Genomic DNA, 20,415 nt, shown 5'->3' with positions numbered 1-20,415 from the left:
CGTGACAGCGACAAAAGACCAGTTGGTTAAACTCTTCTCTGACGGGATGCTTCCTACGGGCAACGATTTTTCGGAGTTGATCCGGTCGACCGTTCATGTCCAGACCTTTGATGCGCATGTTCGGGAGTTCAAAGCGTATACGACGCGTCCGGAAATCCCGATCGGTGCCCCGCCCGATCGCTGGACATTGAAAGTCACAGATCCGACGGACGGTTGCTCTGCTGCCCTGATGCCGGTGCTGTCAAACGACACACCCTATGTGGAGCTCGCGCCGCAAGAACACAGCCACGCTGGTGCGGCGGGACTTAACATTTGGGGATATACCGGTCTATCCGGTCGGATCGGTACGGCAGTCGGAGGCGAGGCTTACGAAGGATCAGAGCCGGAAATGGCCAAGCTGGCCATGCACTCGTTGAAGGCGGGCGAAACGCACAAACGGATCATACTGCAGCCCGGCAGACCCTGCGCATTTGAGATTTCGGCTGTGATTGACGGCCCTCAGAACGAACACAACGGTTGGTTGATGCGCGCTTTTCACACGCTGATCGGCTGGAAGTCCCCGGTGCCGAATATGATCCATGCGGTCGTAGTAAGCTCTGGTCCGAATGCAGCACCATCCGTGCAAGTGACGCAATCTCCGCGTGTTGGACCAGCGTATTGGCGCTTGCTATTGCGGGCTTTTGCGATCGTGTTCCTGGCGGCATTGGCCATTCACTTCCTGCCAAAGTGGATTTCCCCAGACGCCAGCTCTCAGAATGGAGTCGCAGTAACGACATCATCGCCCCAACCCCCGAGCAGCCAACCCGCGCAGAACACAGAAGCAAACCCGCCCGGGGATACCTCACAGCCTGAACTGGAACAGGAAATCACGAGTCTTCTGGCTAAGGTTTTTCATCAATTAGGTCTGGATAAAATTGTTGAAACACTTGAGAAAATTCCAAAACTGGCGGACTGGATCGCAGGCGTTGCACTGGTGTTGCTTCTCTGTTTCGCCCTGTCGGCGCTGCGATTGCGCCGACTTCAGGCCAGATTGAGCTGGCGCAAGGCCGAAGGGGCAGGTTTTAAGCGAAACCCGCCCCGTGATCTTTGTCTGCAAAGACCAAAGCTCAAGGCTTATGCCAATACGCCATTCAACTATGCGATCACACGGCTTTGGGATTGAGCGGGGATCAGGCATGCGTGTGACAGGACCCAAATCAACCCCGGACATGATATCGGCAGATTTCGACAGCCTCCTGGCGCGTGGAACGATTTTATCTCAGACATTGTCCGGTGACATTTGGACCGACTTTAATGAACACGATCCTGGCGTCACCATGCTTGAAGCGCTGTGTTACGCCCTGACGGATTTGGGATATCGCTGTAGCCACCCGATGGAGGATTTGCTGGCTTCGTCCTCGGCAACCACGGGTGTCTCGGTGGATGAGCAGCCCCTTTTTACCGGCAATGAAATCCTTGTAACCGCACCGGTAACAATGGCGGACATCCGCGCCGTAATATTGTGCGCCGTGCCCGAGATAATCGACCTGATTCTGTTCGAAAGAGGGGATCGCCCGAATTGTTACCAGGTGAAGCTTGCTGTTGCTTCGGGCAGCGACCCTGTACAGACACGCGCCCGAGCGCGCGCGATACTGACGGCGCAACGGCCACTTGGCGTGAATTTCGGAAAAATCGAGGTTGTTGGTTCCGACGAGCCGCAAATTCAGTCAACCAGTGACGTATTGAGCTTGGGCCGAAGGGATCAAGATGACACGTCTATGCTGTCAGAACATCAGATCCGAGAGAATGCACTGCGTGTTGACGGCATAAACAAACAACTGAATGCAGGTGTATCACCGACGGAGATTTTCAACGGGCCCGTACCAGGTGCGGTGACACCGTCGGAAGCGAAACAACACAACTTTGCTCAGGCTGCAAAGGTTACGGGCCTATCTCATCCGTTTTCACTCGCGCTGGCTGCTACCTCAACCCAGCGCCCGAGTGCTGAAATGGCGGCTGCATTGGAGACGGTCAGCGCTGCGGACGAAGCGCGAAAAGCGGAATTACGGTATGGAGTTAACCAGTTACGGGCCAAGCACTACTCGCAGCTTCCGGCAGGCGATCCAAACCGAGATCTGGCCCGGTACCGTTCAGTTCAACACTTGTTTCCACAGATTTATGGTCTTGGTGCAATGGGGCCTGACCGGGGCGGCGCCAAGCGGCTGGCAGAAGTGCGTCAGCTTAAGGGATACCTGGTGTTTGCCGAACAAATTCTGGCGAACTATCTGGAACAGCTCAACAATGTTGCACGGTTATTCTCGTTCAGCAACGTTGAACGCAGTTACTTCAGTCAACCTTTGGCCCATGAACCCGCGCGCCCGGACGATGCTCCCCTGATTGCGCCTATTTTCGGCGCGCTGAAGGACCCGGACTGGCTGGAAACGTATAACACGGGACTAAGAAAAATCGTTCTGGACAATGATCCGTACCGAATACGGCTGCGACGCGCTCTGGATCATTTGCTGGCTCGGTTCGGCGAAGAATTCGAGACTAACGCCATCAATCGCTGGATGCGGCGTGAAGATCACAAGACGCTGGAACAAGTCGAAGATATGCAGCTTGGGCTTCGACGCGATTTTTTACGCGAGATTGTCGATTTGGGCCGCGATCGCGGGCTGGGACCCAAAGTGGTTGATCCGACCAAAACAGCACTTCAGCGTCGGGTCGATCTGAAATGCGGCGCGGATTTTCGGTCTGTCATCATCGAACATGCGCTTTTGGATCCACCCCCTGATCCGCCGCGTCAGTTTCAGGCCCTCTTGTTGTCCGCGCACGGATACCAAGGCGTGATTGTGCTGAACAAACGCGTTCCGAGCGGTGCCTGGACGGCAACCCGGCAAGCGGTCACGGATGGGTTGGCCGATCCGGGAGCGTTTCGGGTGTCGCCAAACGGCGGTTACAGCGCTCGTCTGACGCTCAGGACAACTCGGGGTGAGCTTGTTTTTGCCACACCTTTTCCGTCATTCGCGCGCGCCAGATCTGCAATTAAAAGCCTGACCGCCGGTCCGGTTTCGATGACCCCATCGTATCTGCTGGCAGAGGGAAACGCGCATCGCCTGTCGATCGTCGCCCACATTCCGCCCCAAGGCGCAGGCCCCAGTGCGCAGACGTTGTTCGGGAAGATCCTGGCCGAGAATTTGCCCGCCCATCTGGATGCGGCGCTGTATTGGGTCGAGCGAGCCGAATATGAGACAATTCTCACGCGCTACCGCGCTGCGCTTGGGCCAAGTGCTGCGTCGGGTGCTTTGATCGACCGTCTCGATCAGTTGGCATGCAAGGCGCTGCTGGATGGGATGACAAGCCCATGACCAGCCATAGGTTCGCGACGCTCACGATTGATGTCGATTTCGCCAACCGGGCGGACGCGGACCATTTCCAGAACCGGATCAGCCGATTTTGCAGCGATGACCTGCCGGAAATTCTGCAGGCGCAGTTGGGGGATGTATCAGTTCACGCTGATCGGGTTGAACTGGATTTGGGCGATCTCAGCCGTGATCGCCTGGAAAATGACATCGCCACCCGGTTGGTCGATGCGTTGCGCGCCTTGAATGTGCCGCCAACAGAAAGCCTCAAGACGCCAAGAATGGATGATATCGGCGATAACGCAGGTTTCATCCACTTTCTTAGAACCGGCCGGATTCCGGTCTCGGCTTCCCATGTTTCAGAGGTTGTTGGGGGCTGGATCGAAAGTGTCTTATGCGCGTCTGTGCCGGACAAGCGCCGCTGGCTGCAAAAAGTGCTGGAAGACCCGGCGGCAACGCAGAGGTTGGTGAGAACGGTTCCTTCGGAACAATTCTTGCGTTTGCTGACATCGCTTGGTCTGGATGTTGCTGCCTACACGCACAACGTTTCGCTGATTTGTGCTGATATGGGTTGGGCATCGGCACAGTTTGAGCCGTATTGGCGGCATGTGGCCCTCAAGTTCGCCAGTGCCGAGACCTCCGACCCGCGCTTTCAGATGGGCACGCTTTTGGAAGAAGTAGCCATGTTGCTGAATCAGGGACTGGTTTCTGAAACCAACGCAGCAGCGCCGCATATATCGTCTTCGCGCTCTGAGGCAGGGCGGAAAAATGTTCATCCGAAACCAGATAATCTAACGATGTTCGATACGCGCATTCAGGGAGAAGAACCACAAACATCGGCGCGTGATCCCCTGTCCATCAGCCCGGTAGCCGATATCGATGATCCAGATACCAGAGGGAATTCTGGTTTGCCATTCGCGCAAAGCAGACCGGGCCCGACTTTGGGCCCTTCAGAACGAGATTCAGTGCCTTTGGAGCCACCTGTACCTTCCTCGTCCAGCGGGCCGGGTCCAGGGCGAGCGACAGCTGGAAACAGCAACGATCTGGACGCCCCGACTGAACTGACCGGGGCGGAGTTCTGGCCATCGGTGCCCGTTGATGTGCCCATGCCTGATGTCCCTGATATTGGCGCCCATGCCCAAAGTCATTCTGTGTCAGAGCAGGTGAAAGATGCTGATTTTGCTCTGGGTCATGAACCAATGGCGATCATTGAACGATTGTTGAGCGATCAGGACCGGAACTTCGCGGAAATACAGGATCACGCTGCATTGGTCGCGAGGATAGAAACCGCACTGACGCAGTATCCGGACAAATTTATCGATGATCTTCGTTGTGTCGAAGCGCGAGAGGTCCTTGTTTCCCGGCTCATCGTTATAGTTCCGTTTGAACTACTGGCCCGGCTGATTTCATTGCTTGTGCCAACCCATAAAGGCTGGTTGCTGGACATGCTCAAGCGGGCAGGTGGCTGTCTGCCGCAAGGTGTCTCAGGGCGCCTTTGGCAATTGGTTCTGAGACGGGCTCTTGAACCCAATGACCCAGCCTTGACAGAAAAGCAATTTTCCGGGCAGATGGTCCAGTATGCGGCCCGGATTGCGGCAGTTGCCCCTGTGGACATAGTAGAACGCCTTCTTGGATCGCGTACTACCAGCGCAGGAACCGGATCGGTTAGCGATCTGGACCATTTGCTGGACCACTTACAGTCAGGCGCAGCCGAGGCAGAGACAGTCCCAATCAATCAAGCCCGGTTCGATGGCCTTTCAGATGATGCCGAGCCTTCTGTATCAGAGCCGGGCAGACCCCCCTTGGATGCACCGCTCGCCCTTGCGGACATGGTCGCCGAGTTCGGGCCTCTGGCTGCTTTGATGCGCTTTCTGCGGTATGGTCAGGGGGTTCCGGGAGACCAGCTTGCGAACTCCGAGGCGTTGGTACGGTTTCTTGATACGGACGGCGACGGGGCCAGCCAAATGATGTACTGGCTAGCTACGCTACCGGCGACAAGGATGCGGTTAGCACAATCGACCACTTCCGCAGTACGCACGGCGGTTCTGGCCCACCGGCACAATGACTCTTCATTGATTTCTATCGTACAGGATCTGGATCGGGCGATTGCGGAGCTGCACCCCGAGGCACAGCAGATCGTTAGCCACGCGTTTTATGAGGCTTTGTTTTCGACGACCCCTGCTTCGGCCAAACCGGCGGAACTTTTGCGCATTGCAACCGAAACCGTGGCGGCGCGCTTGGGTCGATCACGCGTGGCAATCCTGCAGGCCTTGCTACAAAGTGCGGCGCACGCGGGCAGCGACGAGTTTCGCGTCTTGCTGGTTGCACAGCGCGCGACCGTCGAAGTTCTGCAGGGCAGGGCGCTACCCGACCCTCTTCAGATCCCGGACATGCTGTCCCAATCTCCATCAGACGCCCGGTCCACGGCGATGCGCGTCTCGCTTGCCGGTCTGGTTCTGATCTGGCCCTTCGTACCGCAGTATTTCGCACATCTGGGCACTACCAAGCACGGAAGGTTTTGCACACCGGAACACCAGAACCGGTCGGTGTATTTGCTGCACCATCTCGCTACAGGCACGCATCATGCGGCGGATCACGATCTGACGCTGGCGAAAGTCTTATGCGGTCTGGAGCCCGTTGATCCGATTTGGCCGTCTAAAGAACTGAACGATGAAGAGATCAGACTGATTGACCATTTGCTGACGACTGTTACCGAACGCTGGCCGGGACTGGAAAACACCTCGGTCGCGGGTCTGCGCGGAAGTTTTTTGTGCCGCGCAGGGCGTTTGGTCGATGGGGACGAGAGCCTTATGTTGACCGTCGACAGTGCCCCTTATGACATGCTGCTGAATAACATAAACTGGCCTTTTTCCATGGTTCGGTTCGATTGGATGACCCGATTGCTTCAGGTCGATTGGGGCCTGAGATGACAAAGGCAAATGCGCAAACGCTTGGTCGCGAGCTGGACTGGTTGGATGCTTTGATCGCCGACGCAATTGCGCGGTATTTTGAGCTGCCCGATCGCCCGCCCGCCTCAGCGCTTGAACCGCCGGATCTCGATGATGATTCATCCGACTACGCTCGGCTTATCAAATCCAGGGAACTGGGGTTTGATGTGCGTGCAATCTTGATCCTTGCTGCGGCGACCGTTTTGCGCCCCGAAGCATTGGACCCTTTGCTGGTTCGCAACAAAACGTTGGACAAACCCTTTACCGAGTTCGGCGGGGTCACTCATCCGGGGTCGGGGCTGCTACCGACCCTCGATACCGTATTCTTTTTGCTGGCCGGTCGCGATCTTGAAAAACGGTTTGAGGTCTCTCGGCACTTCGGTTCGATGGCACCGCTCCTGCGAGGGCAACTCATTTTGCCGGAAATCGCAGATGCGGCCGCAAGTAATGAGCGCGTATTGACACCTGGGCCCGGCCTGCAGCCGATACTTGGCGCGCTGGCCCCTCCAGTGCGGTTGAATTTACCCGCGCAGCCCCTCGAAACCCGGCTGGAATGGGCGGACCTTGTTGTTCCTACGGCCACGAAAAACGCGCTGGAAGAGATCGTAGTTTGGATGAACTACCGTATGGTCATGCAGTCGGACCAAAACCCGTATCGGCTGTTTGGTCCAGGTTACAGAAGCCTGTTTTATGGTCCACCAGGCACCGGAAAGACGCTAAGTGCAGCGCTTTTGGGTAAACGGCTGGGCCGACCTGTATACCGGGCAGATTTGTCGACTTTGGTGTCCAAATGGATTGGTGAAACGGAAAAAAACTTGGCCCGCCTTTTTGATCAGGCAGAACAGACCGATGCGATATTGTTTTTTGATGAGGCAGACGCCCTATTTGCGCAGCGTACCGCAGTCAAAAGTGCGGTGGATCGCTACGCCAATCAGGAAGTCGCGTACATCTTGCAACGGATCGAGATGTTTGAAGGGCTTGTTCTGCTGGCCACCAACCTGCGGTCGAATATTGACCCGGCGTTTGCACGGCGCATTCAGTCCACAATCTCGTTTCCTGCGCCGGAAGAGGCAGAGCGACTGGCCCTGTGGCATCGGGCGCTTGCCGGGTCCGATCTGCTGGGGGATGATCTGGACTTGCCGGAACTTGCGCGCAACTATTCTGTCACTGGGGCCGGTATCGTCAACGTTTTACGCAATGCGGCGCTGACGGTTCACGCGAAGGGCAGAACGTCACTGACAAAGGACGATCTTGTCACTGCCATCGAACGCGAGTTCCGCAGCGAAACCCGGGCAGTGGAGCGTATCAGATGATCCACGAGACAATGACATTCGTTGTAACCCGATTGAACCGTGCTTTACTTGAACGCTATCCCAGTGACGGTGATTGGGTCATTGCATCGCATGTGACAACTGCGACCGGCTCCGCTCCTGTCGACGCTGCTGACAAGGTTCTTTTGACAATAGTCAACCTTGAACGTGACAGCACCGCGATGCGGACACAGCCTTTGACGCACGTAGAGCATGACAGTTCTGCGCGGATGAATCCGACCCTTCAAGTTTCGCTGGACGTTCTGGTTTCGGCAAATTTCGACCGGTACGAGGATGGTCTGAATCTACTTGATGGGGTCATCGGCTATTTCCAGGCCAAGCCGCTTTATACACGCCAGAATGCGCCGGATCTGCCCGCCGGCCTCGAACGTCTGACCTGTGACTGGGTTGATCTGAGCCTCAAGGATATTCACGATTTGTGGGCGGTGCTGGGCGGGCGATATTTGCCTTCGGTGCTTTATAAAATCCGCATGCTCAGCTTCCAGCAGGGCTGGATCGAGGATGAGACGCCGTTGATCAGCGGACTGGACGTGTCATCATGACTGGGATCGAGTACCGCTGGCTAGCTAACCTGAACCTGCACCACGCCTATTTCACGCAAGGCCAAAACGGGGTGTTTCAGATTACGCCGACCCAGGCGACCCAAGCGCTTTTTGATCAATACCAATGCCGCTTTCGCGTGACGACCTCTGGTGGGCAGTTATGGTATGCGTGGGACGGGCGGGACAGCGTCGTCAAACGCATATCGCAAAATGCGGTCTTTTCTTTTTGGATCGTAAATCGTCAGCCCGACCTTTTTCCGATTACGCAGTTACCTGCAAACGGCACGGCCTATTTCAGCACGAATGCCGCCGGGGTTCAGCATGCCGGGGACGGGCAGCCTCCCTCCCTGCGGTTCAAAGACTATACTGGGCCGCAGCTGATGATCTTGCCGCCACATTTTTCGCAAAGGCTGAACCCGGAAATCCGCGCCGATCGGATTACGGTCACACGCATGGCTACCGGCGAAACCGTTCTGGATGTCGCAGCACCGGATGGGCCAATCTCTACTCTGCGTTTGAATCTGGCGGCGCTCCCGGAAGGGGCTTATCAAATCAGAGCGGATCGCAAGCTCTTGCTTTCGGGGGTGCTGACTAAGGGTCCGCAGCCATTTGCGTTAGTTGAAATCGCCCCGGCCGGAACTGGGGTTCCTGCCTCGCAGCGTCTTGTGCCGAACGGGACGATGGTCATCCCCAAGACCTATGAGATCGCATTCAAGACGAGGTCAAGTATCTGGAAATACAATATTTTTGGGTTGGATAAGCAAGACCCGAAAATTGTCGGACCCAAAGACGCTTCCGAGTATCTGGGACCAAAACCCATTTCGGTTAATGGGCGAACCGGGATGCAGTTCACGTCGATCAAACCAATTGTGTTGCGCGACGACCTGTTGCCCGCGCTGAACTTCAAGCTGCGCTACACAACCAGCGCGAAGGGAGACGGTGAAATCCAACTGCCACTTGCAAGCCCTGGTGTGACCCAAGTGATGGACCACGGCACCCGCTTGCAACTGGTTTCAACGATGAACGTCTACCTGTGACGGCCCACGTTAACCTTGGAAGGACATGTGATGCCCGCAACTAATAAAAATTTTCAGACTGCATTGAGCTTCACGTTGAAATGGGAGGGTGGCTATGTCGACAACCCTAACGATCCCGGAAAAGCAACCAATAAGGGAATAACCCAAAAGGTTTATGATGCATATCGGCAAAGTCATGGGTTACCGACGCAATCGGTCAGGGCCATTTCCCAAAAAGAAGTCGATGATATCTACCTGAAAGACTACTGGGACATGGCCAAATGTCCTGATCTCCCATCTGTTTTGGGGATCGTCCAATTCGACTCTGCGGTGAACTGCGGGACGGGCCGCGCGATGAAGTTTCTGCAACAAGCTGTTGGTTGTACGGCTGATGGTCTCTGGGGGCCAAGCACGGCCACTCATGCCGCGTCTTGTAGCCCTGTGACAACGGCAGGTACTTATCTGGATGAGCGGGTCAGCTATTACAAAGCGATCGCACGCGAACACACTTCAAATGAAGTATTTCTCAAAGGATGGCTGAATCAAGTCGACAGCCTGAGAAGCTATGTGGGGGCCTGAAAACTCTGCTGATGTCAGGTGCGCATGTGGCCAATGTCATTTTTTGAGGGGTAGATCGCTGCCATGGTCGAAAGCCTGAAGGAAAAGATAGCGACGCGGAAGGCCAACAGCCTCCGACGTCGTCAGGTTCGGGCCGAAAGACAGGGCGAAATGCCCGCCCTGACGGCACCCGAGCAACGCCTTGCGCATCTGCAAAATGCCGTCAATGGGGCTGAAGCGGCGCAACAACTGGACAACACGGATGGCCTCCTGAATGCTGCTGCGGCCACACCTGATTTTTCGGAGAAAGTGGTAACCAGCGCCTCCGAACCCGTCTTTGCCCCTGGCCCACACAATACATACGCAATAGTGAGGCGCTTGCCCCGCGGCGCGCAAGTCACTGCGACACGGCCTCTGGTCGCGATCCGCTCCGGGCAGCCTTTGCTTTATTCCAGGATCGAAGGCACTGACGAGATCATCAGGGCCAAGGCTTTGTCAGATACATCTGCTGTCGCGTTGGGGGAAACGCACGGGATTGACGCGCTCAAAGCTGGGATGGAAGGCACCGAAGGGGCCGATACCGCTGCTGGAATGCACGATCGCGGGGCACTCAAGGAATCTGACGGCTCTGGTTTTAAAGTCGACAAGCCAGCGGAACGGATCGACGAGCGCGACTGGGATTTCAAACACGGGTCCGAGGCTATGGCCGGGGCCACGGGCAGCATTGCCGATATCATCGCCATCGGGTCGCTGATCCGAAATTGGCGGACTCGTAACACCGGTGAGAAATTTGGTGATGCAATCGAAATTGGCGCAAGCACCACAAGTCTGGGCGCGAATGTGGCCAAAGTGGTGGATTCCAGTGCCAAAGCGCACGACGGCAGAGGGACCGGCGGTACCGGCGGCGCGACAAGCATCAGCGGCGGTCGACAAGGCAGCTATGCGACCACCCATTCTGATGCGGCTGGCAAGATCACTGGAAACATCGGCGATTTTGCCGGGCTCATCGCGTCGGTCAAGGATCTCGTGCTTAGCACGAGGGACGCCATCAAGACCTGCATGGCCAAGCAGGAAAGCTCGCGCGGGGAAAAGAGGCGGGGAATTGCACAAGCGCTTTTGGATTTTCTCAAGCTGGCGAAAGGTGCAGCCAGCACTGCGCGCAACCTGCAATTCACTTTGGAGAATGCGTTTAGCGTGGCGGCGTCAACGGCCGTCCCGATCTTGGGTTTGCTTGTGACAGGCCTGCAGGCAGTTATTCACGCCTATCATGTCGGAACTAGTCTGGCGGACTTTAAGACAATGCAGGAACGTAAACGCGACCTGAAATCGCAGCTTGGCGGTGCTGTGGACGCAGAGGCCGTCGCGATCCAGCAGGACGAAAACGTGTCACGGCAGGGAGGTGCAGAAGGGATTGAAGACCAGTGGTCTTTCGCTGGAAAGGTGTTGCACAAAGGGGTGAACGCTATCGATCATCGGGGGATAGAAGCGCTGCTTGAGCGCGAAAAAGAAAATCTGGAGCGGATTGCCGAGGACCCGGCGCATGGTCATGAGATTGTAGCGCGCAAAAAGGTTATTGCTCTCATCGAACGCTATCAGATCGCGCGGGCCTTCCAGCAAGTTAATGCAAAGACTGCCCGCCGGGGTCTTGCCAATCTCGGCCTCGATCTGACCTCTATTGCGGGTGACATCGCGACCCTGACCGGGGTTGGAGCGGGCGCGGGTGGAGGTTTGAAAATCGCGGCAGGTGCGGGTAAAGCCGCCATGGTGGTGACACGCCACCTGAAACAGTTCGGCCGCAACAAGGCGGCGACCAATGCGCGGTGGGCGCGTGTCTTTAACGCAGACAAATCAAGCGAGAAAAAGCTGGAGCAGCGCCGACATATTGCTGATTTGCTGTTTGCGCAAATCGGGCGACTATATACCAATATCAAACAGCACAACGGTCCGCTGTCCAATGAAATGCGGTCAAATTTTAACAAGCAATTCCACGAGGTGTCGTGGTATGTCCGGGCAGGCGGGCTGAGTTGGAAAGCCTGGGTTGCCGTTTGCAAGCGGGATCCTGCGAAAGGGTATGACATGATCGTAGAAGGACAGAAAACCCGTGGCTGAGGTCAGACCAGACAGGGTTGCGCGGTTTGATGCGCTGTACAACGCGCTAAGCGCCGCAAGATATGCCTGCGAGATAATGGATACCGATCAACTGGGTCTTGATCTGTCGACGATCCTGTTTGACGTACCGTCACGGGATGGCACCGGAACCCGCCCAATGAGCGTCACCGTTCTGCCTGATGACGGTGCGTTGGACTATGCCGATCTGGTACAGGCCTGGATCAGCATGGGGCCAGCACAGGACGGTGATGCCAGTCGATTGGCCGACGCCAACGTTATCGCGCCGATTGGACATTCGGCCATTCAGGACGGGGACGTGCATCACCGACACGTATGGCCGATCCAGGCCGGTCAGCACGTTTCGCCGGATATGGTTGATGAGTGGATCAAGCTTATGATTTTCAGTGCCGATTCAGTCCTCGCGCATGCTCGAAAATAGGTGGGCAACGGGCGTTTATTTGCGAGTGAGGTCATAATTGCCTCTGGCGTATATGCGAATGCCCGGTGCCAATCCGCGAATGCTGCACGACAATCTTGATGGGTTGAGAAAATCGTTCATTTACAGATTCTTCGGCGGAAAGTTTGGGCTTGGCAAAACATCGGTCTCAATGCACGACGACATTGCAGATCGCAGTGGCACCGCATAGCGGCCGAGAGCCCTTTCTGCCTGTCAGACAGGATCCACTGAGCATCGGCTGCCCGTGACGGTGAGTGCAAGAAAAAGGGAACCCTGGCCGGTACTAGCCAGTAATGTCAGATTGCACATCTACACACCGAGCTGTTGATATATGTGCGGTGTTATTGCGCTGGGATATAACTGGACGGATTGCCATCTGCGCTTGCATTCACCATGTAATACTGATTTTCACCGCTATCCCAAACCAAGAATGCATCTTCATTTGCCGGTTTGGTCTGGGTGCCCCAAGGCGCCTGAATGGTTAGCTCTTGGTTCAGGTCATATCCCAACCCTGAGATACGGATCATTTCAACCGGTGTAGTCTTAAGCGCACCGACAAGACCAGCGGCTCTTTGGTTGAACATCGCCTGCACTTCGGGGGCCATGCTCAAACGCTCTACGAGGCGCCTGTTTTTTTCCGCCACTTCGTCCAAGGCGACCAGTTCGTATTTACTATCAAAGGTTTCTTTGCCAATGATGTAAAAATCGGTGCCATCCTTGCGCATCTGCAGCGCCACAATTGAACCTTTGTTCTCGGCCAGATAATTGGCGTCATACCCGGTGGCATCGACACTGCCCAGAGCTTCGCGGATCGGGGCGGGGATGTCTTCCAGACTGTCGCTGGTTAGGCTCCAACCCAAGATCGGACGATCCTTGATGTAGATTTCTTTCTGCGGGCTGTGCTCAGCCACGCGGGACGTTAACATTTGCTGGTCCTGAATGGGCAAATCATCGGCAAGCGCGGAAGTGCTGTTCAGACAAAAAGCGGTCGCAGCAGCTATGAGCGAGGATGTAAATATTCTCATAATGTCACCGTTAATTGAGTTCAACTCTGAAAGGCGGGATGTGGCAGTTCCGCCTCTGCAATGAATCGGGTTTGGTATAGGCACGGTGAGATCCTGCCGTACTTGGCGCGCAAAGTCAGCAATATCTCGAGTTGTGACCATCAGTGCACAGGGATTGCTGCTGTGGCCATCAAGAACTGTTTCGCGAAGTTGCACCGTGGCGCGCTGGCTGTCAGTCAGCGTCCGAATTGTGCCATCCTTGATGGTGTGGTCGACCCCCGACAATTCGTATGCCATGGAGCAGGAACCGCCGTGATCAGCCCTACTTGACTGTTAGTGCATGACTGGCCACTGGTCCATCTGGACGAAGGTTTCCGTGGCCGGAGGGCGGTAGCCTAGAGCACTGTCGGGTTGTGATACTCCAATGCTGATCCGAAATTTGCTTCAATGGCACTGGAGCCAACCTGCACGTCATGATCTGAGAGGCTCACATCCATCAGGCCATCCACGGGTGCCCGAATAATTCTCCATCCTTCCCACAGGAAGTTCAGCGCGATGAGAATTGCCAGGATTAGGTCAAAGATCAGCCAGCCGGTAACAGGCGCAAGTAAAAGTCGCACGACACCGCCAATTGAGGTCATCACGTCAGTGAATATGTGCCGGTAGTTCGCCTCCAATGCAGGCGACTCCTCGCGCCTGCCGATATTGAGCAACAAGTAAGCCGATGCACCATTCACGCCAGTCGCGATGATAGGGCGAGTTTACGTACACGAGACCTAAACCAGGTGTCTGGCCAAAAAGAATTAGAGCCTCTGGGCGTTCTGCCTAAAGCAGGGGAAACAGCCTTGGTATCTGCATCGCGGCCTGTGACACCTGTTACTCTGACGGGGGCTCAATCTGAGGCACAGGAACGGCTTTGAGATAAGCGGCAATCGCTAAACGCTCGTCATCGCTCAATCGAGAAGTATTCTCGATGACTTCAACCATTTCCCCACCGGCGCTGTCATAATCCGGCGTGAAACCGGATTTCAGGTATTCCGCAATGTCGGCTTCGGACCAATCAAGCTGGTCTGAGGTAAGGCCGGGGATACGACCTTTTCCGTTGGGATTAGGCGCGCCCGTCAACCAGAGATCACGTTTCAGGCCACCTAGTCCGTTTCGCGGCGTATGGCATTCAGCGCAATGTCCAAGCGCCTCCACCAGATAACGGCCTAGAATCTGTTGGTCAGTCAGATCGCCGTCAACCACCCAACCCGGCTTTAGATACAATAGCTTCCATCCACCCAGCCCGCGTCGAATGTTGAAGGGCAAGCCGACCTCATGCGCGGTGCTTTCAGTGGTTACCGCTGGCAGGGTTCCGAGGAATGAATGGAGTGATGCGACATCCTCTGCCGTCATGTTTGCGTAGGACGTATAAGGAAACGCTGGGTAATAATGCTGCCCCTTGGGCCCGGTCCCATGGATCAGGGCATTGGCCAGATCCAGAGCGGACCATGACCCAATACCAGCAACCGGATCACTGGATATGTTTGGGGCAATGAAAGTGCCAAAATCCGACTCGAACCGGCGACCGCCAGCGAGATTGAGTTTTTCCTGTCCGACGGCGTCTGGTGCAGAATGGCAAGATACACATCCTGCAGCGTAGAAAACGGTCTCACCTCTTGCAAGATCTGGGGTAATACCGTCCAGTTGCGTCCGATCAACTCTCTGCGGTCGGGTCAGCACGAGACCGGCCAGCCCGACCAGAACTGCAAAAACAGCGGCGAAGATGAAAAAACGCCGCATAGCTAGCGCTCCTTTAGTCTTTCGGTGCTCGGTAGGCTTTATGACATGCCGAGCAGGCGCCGCCCAGATTACCCATTGCCCCCTTAAGCGCTTCAACATCTTGTCCCGCCGCAGCCTGCATCGCAACAGCGGCGTCGGCCAAAGCCTGCCCCTTGGCGCCTACATCTGGGAAGTTCTCCCAAATTGCAGGCAACGCGCGGGTGGACGGGTCGGTCACATTGTCGGATCCGGCGGGCCACATCTCGGATTGGTCGATCTGCGTCAGAACGACGATGTTATTTGCGGCCCGTGTTGCGGCCTCGGCATCATATTCCGTCTCTCCCTTGGCCATGCCGCCAAGAGTGCCAAGGTTGAAAGCATAGAGTTGCATTATCGAAGTTCGGGCCTTCACCGCCGGATTTTCGCCTTCATGCGCGATTGCCGTTCCAATAGCGGCTACAGTCAATAGGCCCGCCGCGAAGATGGAAAATCTCTTCATCATGGTGTGTCTCCCTGTTCTGTATGATGAATATTACCTTGAACAAATTTTATTGTAATTGTTTGTTACTTGTCGTTTCTTGTTAATTTATGAACAGCCAGAATTGGGATGATATTCGATACGCGCTCGCCGTAAGAAAATACGGATCGTTGAATGCGGCCGCTGTGGCCTTAGGTGTTACGCATGCAACGGTCCTGCGCAGAGTTGCTGCCCTTGAAGAACGTTTTGGATGTGTGATTTTTCAAAAAAGCCCATCAGGGTATGCAGCACTCCCCGAGGCCAGCACAATTCTTTCGGCGATGGAAAGCGTTGAAGACGCCGTGTTGTCCGTAGAGCGGGCAATTGTAGGCGCAAATCGGTCTCCCGTTGGTCACGTACGCATTGCGTCCACGGATAGTCTTTGCCAGCTTGTATTGCCTCAAATACTAAACGAGATTTCACAGTTATACTCCGGCCTTGAGCTGACCTTATTGAGCGGAAATAGCCATCATGATCTTTCGAGGCTGACAGCGGACATTGCAGTACGACCCTCGATAAGACTTGAAGAAGGGCTTGTCGGGGAACGTGCAGGTACGCTGTCATTTGGAGTTTTTGACGATGGTTCCCCAAATCGAAAATGGATGAGGCTTGATGGGGCGTTGAGCCGCTCGCTCCCGGCCGAATGGTTGGCAGAACATGTCAATGCGGATGAAATGACCAACGGCGCAGATAGCTTTTTGGTGCTTCAGCAGATGGCCGCGGCCGGGGTGGGCAAAGCGTTTCTACCCTCATTTATTGGAAACGCGGATTCTCGGCTCCACTTGTCGATGGAAATTGGTCCCGAAATTGAAGTTCCTCTGTGGGTCACGACACTTGATGAAATCGCGCATACTCCGAAGTTTTCTATCGTTAAGCGAGAGCTGGTTGAACGCCTGTCCGGTGTTCTGGCTGCGTGACATAGTCTGAACAACACGCCCTAGCGTCGATTTTCCAATCTGCCGTTTGGTCGCGAGGTCCACGAGGTCTGCATTGAGGCCAACGCTCCATCTAGGCCCAGGCATCAACACCGCGTCGACGGCCCATTCTACCATCCGTGCGAGTGGCAAGTCGCGGGAAGCCGCTGATCAGCGAATTGCTGCACAGGCAATCGGCGGCGAGGAGCCCAAACCGACCAGCTGGATTGCTGTGTCGAATGCCGTCCTCGGTGCTGCCGCGCCGATGCAAGTCGGTGGGATACTGCGCATCCTGCGCCCCGCACGGAACGGTAGCTCAGGTCGACAATTGGCCGCAAGAATTGGGGGATTTGGTTAAACAACTTTTGTTCTAACAGACCTCTATCGCCTGTCCTGTAGCAAACAAAGTAGTCGTTTGGGCAATTTTCGGTAATAATAGCCTCGCATTTGAATTCGACCGTTTCGAGCCCGACTTTTTTGCAAGGTGGCCGCCATGTCGCACATTAAAGGCGATGTTATTCTGATCGCTCACTTACCAGGTGTGGTGATACCTGAGCCCGTAATTCCCTTTATGACGTCCCACACCGAACTCCAGCAGTTGCCCTACGACGAATATCAAGCTCTGACGGGGGGCGCTCACGACCGAAAAAGCGAGTATGAGATGGGAAGACCCGTCGCGCTGGTCTCTGTTGTAGAAACTGATCTCGTTCCGCAGCAGACCTTGAGCGGCTCACGTTTTCTGGAAATGAAAAGCCCGGCTCATCGCACTGACCTCCTGGCAACTCTACCCAACGGCGACGCTGTCGCCTGGGCGCTTGATATGATCTATGGGGCCTGGGTGTCGCTTTCGCTCGCCCGCCCGGTGTCGGGATTCATTCAACCGCGCTTGTCGTCTTTTTTCTTGGTGCCCGATGGGCCCAAACAATTCGAATGGCGGGAAAACACTTTTGACGGCATTCAGGTGCAGGGCGACGCCGATCATGAGTATTTCGTTGCTTCCAAGCTGACAGAGGCACCACTTACGCAAGTCGATATCCAACACGCGAACCGCATCGCCCACCTTATCCGCCCGATCCAAAAGACCCCGGAGTTGGCGGGCGCGCTGCGAACCTTCCTAGACGCGCAGGACGCTGCGCTAGGTCGAGTGGAACAGGCGACACTCTGCACTATCGCACTAGAGGAGCTTTTGTTGCGCGGCCAGACCACTGGCCTTCAAAAGGCCTTCGTTGCCGCAAGTTCTGCGCTTGTCCCGAAAAGCGGGACGGTCAGCAAGCGCGCGCTCGGCGATCTTTACGGCCTGCGCAGCGATGTGCTTCATGGGCGCTCTGGCAATGTGGCTGCTGCCTCTCCCGAGACGCTGGCGCTTGCGCCTGCGCTGCTTGCCAGTGCGATCCTCTCTCTCGGTCGCGCTGTGTCCGAAGGATCAACTTTTTCCTCTCTACTCAATGAAGGCACTGAGGCACTGTCTCGCATTGTTCAGAAAGGTTCTTGGCAAGCTGAAGAACAGTTCCGCGTCGATAACCGCATGTCCGGCCACCGAAGTTCTATAGCTACCCAAATGGGCACCACGATGGGGGCGCCCGAAGGTAAAGCGATTGCCTGGTCACCTCTTATCGGCCTCGATTGCCCAGAAGGTGTTTTTACGATTGGTAAGACCGCACCGGTGGCGCTCAGTGCACTATCGTTTGTGAAGTTAGAGGAATTGGAAGACGGCTACATACGTGAAGATTTCCTGCGCCGTACCAGCGCCGCAATCCAAGCGGGCCAAATCCCCGACACGGGCCGCGCCCTGCTCCTTGTGCCGGATGCCAAAAACAATAACACGGGGATTCGAGCGCGTGCGCCGCATGATTATCCGAGCGTGCGTGCGACCGTCATCGCGCTTCGAGCCCTGGGCTTCGGCAACTTCCTCGATCCAGTTTTGCTGGGCGAGTACTATTTCGAAGGCAAACTGCGCCTGCGTTTGCCCAGCGTCTACCGTCAGACCTTACTGACAAAATGGCTTGATGAAGTGGATCAACCCGATCCAGTTGTTTTGTCAGAGGCGGGTGCTCTCGCTGATACCGTATTGCAAATCGCTCAAGACCATCCCGGAATCGACCGGCAGTTGACTCTGCTGCGCGAAGCCTTCTTTCATCCGATTGTCAGCAATCCTGTCCGAGCCCGGCTGTGTTTTGCATTCACCGATGCAGTAGTCGGGCGTATTTCGGGTTCCGACATTGGCGCACAAGTGGCGCGGCTAGCGCAAGAAATTGCCCCTGGCTCAACTGGCCGGTGGTTCGCAAAAGATGCGCGTGGTCTACGCAACAGGCTTGCCCATACCGGTGCAAGTGAAGTGCCTGAGAACGACCTAAACCAACTGCTTGCGTTCTCGCAATATCTTGCACTGCAACTCTTGCGCTATGTTTCCAGTGCAGGGCAGGACATCTCGGCAAAAGGGTTTCAGACCGCCCTGAAAGAGAGGATGTAGGAATATGAATGGAACCAAGCAGATGCCCGAAGATGAGCAAATCCAGTTTGTGTTGGACAAGTTGCAACAGAACAAAGCGTTCTTTGCCAGCCAAAGCGCCAAAAGTAAACGCGCATGGATCGCTATCCGTACGGGGACGATCCTGATTAGTGGCGTAGTGACAGTCATTTTGGGATTGAAGGCCACATCCTGGTTCTCCATAAACACCGATTTGACCGCAAACATTGCGCTGGTTCTCAGCGCTGGGGCAACCTTCCTTGCCGCCGTCGAAGCCACTTTCGATTTTCGCTGGACCTGGATCAACTATAGTTTGACCCTGACAAAGCTTTATGGGCTTGAGGATGACTTGCAATACTTACGCACGGCGGGTGACGTAACGCAGGAAAACCTGGACGCCGTTTTCACTGAATTGTCCAACACGCTGGAAGGGGTCAACGAAAACTGGACAAAACGCCGGATGCGCGAGGGTGGGGCGGTAAATGCGGAGTAAGAGTTCCGCGATGGTCGACAATCGAACCGCGACAACTAAGAACTTACCGGTTAACGAGCGCTTCGGACAGCACAAAATCTGCTGAGGTCAGGTGGTGCCATAAGCTCGCATGGAAAGCACCGTGAGAAAAGCTGGACCATCTGCAAAAGGTGGCCACTCAGCCGCCGTTCTCTGCTGAACGCCTCGACTGGTGATTTGAGCCATGAACTGGCGCCGCCGAACGTCCTGATTGCTGCAGGTGCATTCGACAGATCGCACCTCAAAACGGTCGATCGCCGTCGCCTGAGATTGACCCAGGTTTGAAACTCGAATTTCCATTGTTTAGAAATTGGCGATCATCGCGGCTTCGACCGAATGGACACCTATGCCGACGACAATTCCAGCAAAGTTGAGCCCAATAAACGCGTTGATAACTTAAAAGAAACCGGCTCGCGGGTTTTTCTGGCTTTGTGTCGCCATAGCCAACCGTGGTTGCGTTTATGGGCGCGTGATATAGGCTCGTTCCGGTTGACCAACCTTTGATCCTGCCAATCGAAAGCCCCAATCGCGAACTAAAATCCCAGCGGTACGTAAAGTTGGGTTAACGATGCCACCCGGCTTCCGGAGAAATTGCATGACGGTCCCATCCACTTCGGCAATTACAGTAGATTTTGATATCTCATTCTCTGCTTCGCTCAAAACAGCACGCGCAGTATCAAACTGTGCTGGTAGAAGGGTGGTCTGGCGCAGTTTGGCACCATCGAGCGCGGCATGTGCAGCCGCAACCTGACTTTCCGCGCCGGACACGGCTGTTTGCAATCGCTCCAGTTCTTGCTCGCTCACCACGGTGTCGTTTCGTTCCGCAAGCTCGAGCCGTCGTTCCAAATCTCTATTGGCCTTGACCTGCCCCCCGAAACTTCCCTCGCTCTGATGTAGAGTTTGCTCAACTTTTCGAAGGAGCAAACGAATGCGAAA

18 protein-coding genes and 1 pseudogene are annotated in these 20,415 nt (G+C 55.5%); 13 read left to right on the top strand and 6 right to left on the bottom strand.

Annotation, left to right across the window (positions count from 1 at the left end; genetic code table 11):
* Position 1 precedes the first annotated feature (1 nt).
* The 9 genes from Q0816_RS23955 (at position 2) to Q0816_RS23915 (ending at position 12,284) form a co-directional block, all read left to right on the top strand.
* The gene (locus tag Q0816_RS23955) at positions 2 to 1,162 is read left to right on the top strand and encodes a hypothetical protein (protein ID WP_298855437.1); all 1,161 of its coding nucleotides are present in this window, start codon (positions 2 to 4) and stop codon (positions 1,160 to 1,162) included.
* 13 nt (positions 1,163 to 1,175) lie between these two features.
* Positions 1,176 to 3,347: a hypothetical protein gene (locus Q0816_RS23950; protein ID WP_298855436.1), complete on the top strand. Its 2,172-nt coding sequence runs from the start codon at positions 1,176 to 1,178 to the stop codon at positions 3,345 to 3,347.
* Complete coding sequence (locus Q0816_RS23945; protein ID WP_298855435.1) at positions 3,344 to 6,271, top strand: contractile injection system tape measure protein; 2,928 nt, start codon at positions 3,344 to 3,346, stop codon at positions 6,269 to 6,271. Before Q0816_RS23950 ends, Q0816_RS23945 begins: the two co-directional genes overlap by 4 nt.
* A complete protein-coding gene (locus Q0816_RS23940; RefSeq protein WP_298855434.1) occupies positions 6,268 to 7,602 on the top strand; it encodes an ATP-binding protein in 1,335 nt (444 codons plus the stop codon). The genes Q0816_RS23945 and Q0816_RS23940 overlap by 4 nt, the downstream gene beginning before the upstream one ends.
* Positions 7,599 to 8,162, top strand: coding sequence for a DUF4255 domain-containing protein (locus tag Q0816_RS23935; protein WP_298855432.1), 564 nt, complete (start codon positions 7,599 to 7,601; stop codon positions 8,160 to 8,162). Before Q0816_RS23940 ends, Q0816_RS23935 begins: the two co-directional genes overlap by 4 nt.
* Complete coding sequence (locus Q0816_RS23930; RefSeq protein WP_298855431.1) at positions 8,159 to 9,199, top strand: hypothetical protein; 1,041 nt, start codon at positions 8,159 to 8,161, stop codon at positions 9,197 to 9,199. The genes Q0816_RS23935 and Q0816_RS23930 overlap by 4 nt, the downstream gene beginning before the upstream one ends.
* A 30-nt stretch (positions 9,200 to 9,229) precedes the next feature.
* On the top strand, positions 9,230 to 9,757 hold the full coding sequence (locus Q0816_RS23925; protein ID WP_298855429.1) for a glycosyl hydrolase 108 family protein: 528 nt from the start codon (positions 9,230 to 9,232) through the stop codon (positions 9,755 to 9,757).
* A 63-nt stretch (positions 9,758 to 9,820) separates the two neighbouring features.
* The gene (locus tag Q0816_RS23920; protein ID WP_298855427.1) at positions 9,821 to 11,845 is read left to right on the top strand and encodes a hypothetical protein; all 2,025 of its coding nucleotides are present in this window, start codon (positions 9,821 to 9,823) and stop codon (positions 11,843 to 11,845) included.
* The gene (locus Q0816_RS23915; RefSeq protein WP_298855425.1) at positions 11,838 to 12,284 is read left to right on the top strand and encodes a hypothetical protein; all 447 of its coding nucleotides are present in this window, start codon (positions 11,838 to 11,840) and stop codon (positions 12,282 to 12,284) included. Before Q0816_RS23920 ends, Q0816_RS23915 begins: the two co-directional genes overlap by 8 nt.
* 359 nt (positions 12,285 to 12,643) lie before the next feature.
* Here Q0816_RS23915 and Q0816_RS23910 read toward each other — a convergent pair whose 3' ends face one another.
* From Q0816_RS23910 to Q0816_RS23895, 4 genes are all read right to left on the bottom strand, one after another.
* Positions 12,644 to 13,228: a hypothetical protein gene (locus Q0816_RS23910; RefSeq protein WP_298855424.1), complete on the bottom strand. Its 585-nt coding sequence runs from the start codon at positions 13,226 to 13,228 to the stop codon at positions 12,644 to 12,646.
* Positions 13,229 to 13,701: 473 nt separating this feature from the next.
* The gene (locus Q0816_RS23905; RefSeq protein WP_298855481.1) at positions 13,702 to 14,055 is read right to left on the bottom strand and encodes a cation transporter; all 354 of its coding nucleotides are present in this window, start codon (positions 14,053 to 14,055) and stop codon (positions 13,702 to 13,704) included.
* Positions 14,056 to 14,182: 127 nt separating this feature from the next.
* On the bottom strand, positions 14,183 to 15,091 hold the full coding sequence (locus tag Q0816_RS23900; protein ID WP_298855423.1) for a cytochrome c: 909 nt from the start codon (positions 15,089 to 15,091) through the stop codon (positions 14,183 to 14,185).
* 13 nt (positions 15,092 to 15,104) lie between these two features.
* The gene (locus Q0816_RS23895; protein WP_298855421.1) at positions 15,105 to 15,572 is read right to left on the bottom strand and encodes a cytochrome c; all 468 of its coding nucleotides are present in this window, start codon (positions 15,570 to 15,572) and stop codon (positions 15,105 to 15,107) included.
* Between the two features lie 86 nt (positions 15,573 to 15,658).
* On the opposite strand from Q0816_RS23895, the gene Q0816_RS23890 reads away from it, so the two are divergent.
* From Q0816_RS23890 to Q0816_RS23875, 4 genes are all read left to right on the top strand, one after another.
* A complete protein-coding gene (locus tag Q0816_RS23890; protein WP_298855420.1) occupies positions 15,659 to 16,504 on the top strand; it encodes a LysR family transcriptional regulator in 846 nt (281 codons plus the stop codon).
* A 73-nt stretch (positions 16,505 to 16,577) separates the two neighbouring features.
* Positions 16,578 to 16,859, top strand: coding sequence for a hypothetical protein (locus Q0816_RS23885; protein WP_298855419.1), 282 nt, complete (start codon positions 16,578 to 16,580; stop codon positions 16,857 to 16,859).
* Positions 16,860 to 16,994: 135 nt separating this feature from the next.
* Positions 16,995 to 18,971 (top strand): hypothetical protein, encoded by a 1,977-nt coding sequence (locus Q0816_RS23880; RefSeq protein ID WP_298855418.1) that lies wholly within the window; start codon positions 16,995 to 16,997, stop codon positions 18,969 to 18,971.
* 4 nt (positions 18,972 to 18,975) lie between these two features.
* Positions 18,976 to 19,461, top strand: a complete 486-nt coding sequence (locus Q0816_RS23875) for an SLATT domain-containing protein (RefSeq protein ID WP_298855417.1) — start codon at positions 18,976 to 18,978, stop codon at positions 19,459 to 19,461.
* A 259-nt stretch (positions 19,462 to 19,720) separates the two neighbouring features.
* Here the strand turns inward: Q0816_RS23875 and Q0816_RS26155 are convergent, their stop codons facing one another.
* Both Q0816_RS26155 and Q0816_RS23870 read right to left on the bottom strand, forming a co-directional pair.
* Positions 19,721 to 20,005 (bottom strand): ion channel, encoded by a 285-nt coding sequence (locus Q0816_RS26155; RefSeq protein WP_367180590.1) that lies wholly within the window; start codon positions 20,003 to 20,005, stop codon positions 19,721 to 19,723.
* Positions 19,939 to 20,415, bottom strand: a pseudogene (locus tag Q0816_RS23870) (hypothetical protein); the annotation flags it as partial. The gene Q0816_RS26155 and the pseudogene Q0816_RS23870, both read right to left, overlap by 67 nt.

It is taken from the genome of uncultured Ruegeria sp., assembly GCF_947497005.1.
Lineage (GTDB): Bacteria > Pseudomonadota > Alphaproteobacteria > Rhodobacterales > Rhodobacteraceae > Ruegeria.
Note: the sequence above shows the minus strand (reverse complement) of the source record. Positions and strands in the feature narration are given on the sequence as shown.

What these genes read in the sequence shown, in the direction of transcription:
- Q0816_RS23890 (WP_298855420.1), top strand. Translation starts at nt 15,659, where the DNA reads ATGAACAGCCAGAATTGGGATGATATTCGATACGCGCTCGCCGTAAGA.
- Q0816_RS23875 (WP_298855417.1), top strand. Translation starts at nt 18,976, where the DNA reads ATGAATGGAACCAAGCAGATGCCCGAAGATGAGCAAATCCAGTTTGTG.
- Q0816_RS23895 (WP_298855421.1), bottom strand. Translation starts at nt 15,572, where the DNA reads ATGATGAAGAGATTTTCCATCTTCGCGGCGGGCCTATTGACTGTAGCC.
- Q0816_RS23910 (WP_298855424.1), bottom strand. Translation starts at nt 13,228, where the DNA reads ATGTTAACGTCCCGCGTGGCTGAGCACAGCCCGCAGAAAGAAATCTAC.
- Q0816_RS23900 (WP_298855423.1), bottom strand. Translation starts at nt 15,091, where the DNA reads ATGCGGCGTTTTTTCATCTTCGCCGCTGTTTTTGCAGTTCTGGTCGGG.
- Q0816_RS23930 (WP_298855431.1), top strand. Translation starts at nt 8,159, where the DNA reads ATGACTGGGATCGAGTACCGCTGGCTAGCTAACCTGAACCTGCACCAC.
- Q0816_RS23940 (WP_298855434.1), top strand. Translation starts at nt 6,268, where the DNA reads ATGACAAAGGCAAATGCGCAAACGCTTGGTCGCGAGCTGGACTGGTTG.
- Q0816_RS23920 (WP_298855427.1), top strand. Translation starts at nt 9,821, where the DNA reads ATGGTCGAAAGCCTGAAGGAAAAGATAGCGACGCGGAAGGCCAACAGC.
- Q0816_RS23935 (WP_298855432.1), top strand. Translation starts at nt 7,599, where the DNA reads ATGATCCACGAGACAATGACATTCGTTGTAACCCGATTGAACCGTGCT.
- Q0816_RS23945 (WP_298855435.1), top strand. Translation starts at nt 3,344, where the DNA reads ATGACCAGCCATAGGTTCGCGACGCTCACGATTGATGTCGATTTCGCC.
- Q0816_RS23925 (WP_298855429.1), top strand. Translation starts at nt 9,230, where the DNA reads ATGCCCGCAACTAATAAAAATTTTCAGACTGCATTGAGCTTCACGTTG.
- Q0816_RS23880 (WP_298855418.1), top strand. Translation starts at nt 16,995, where the DNA reads ATGTCGCACATTAAAGGCGATGTTATTCTGATCGCTCACTTACCAGGT.
- Q0816_RS23950 (WP_298855436.1), top strand. Translation starts at nt 1,176, where the DNA reads ATGCGTGTGACAGGACCCAAATCAACCCCGGACATGATATCGGCAGAT.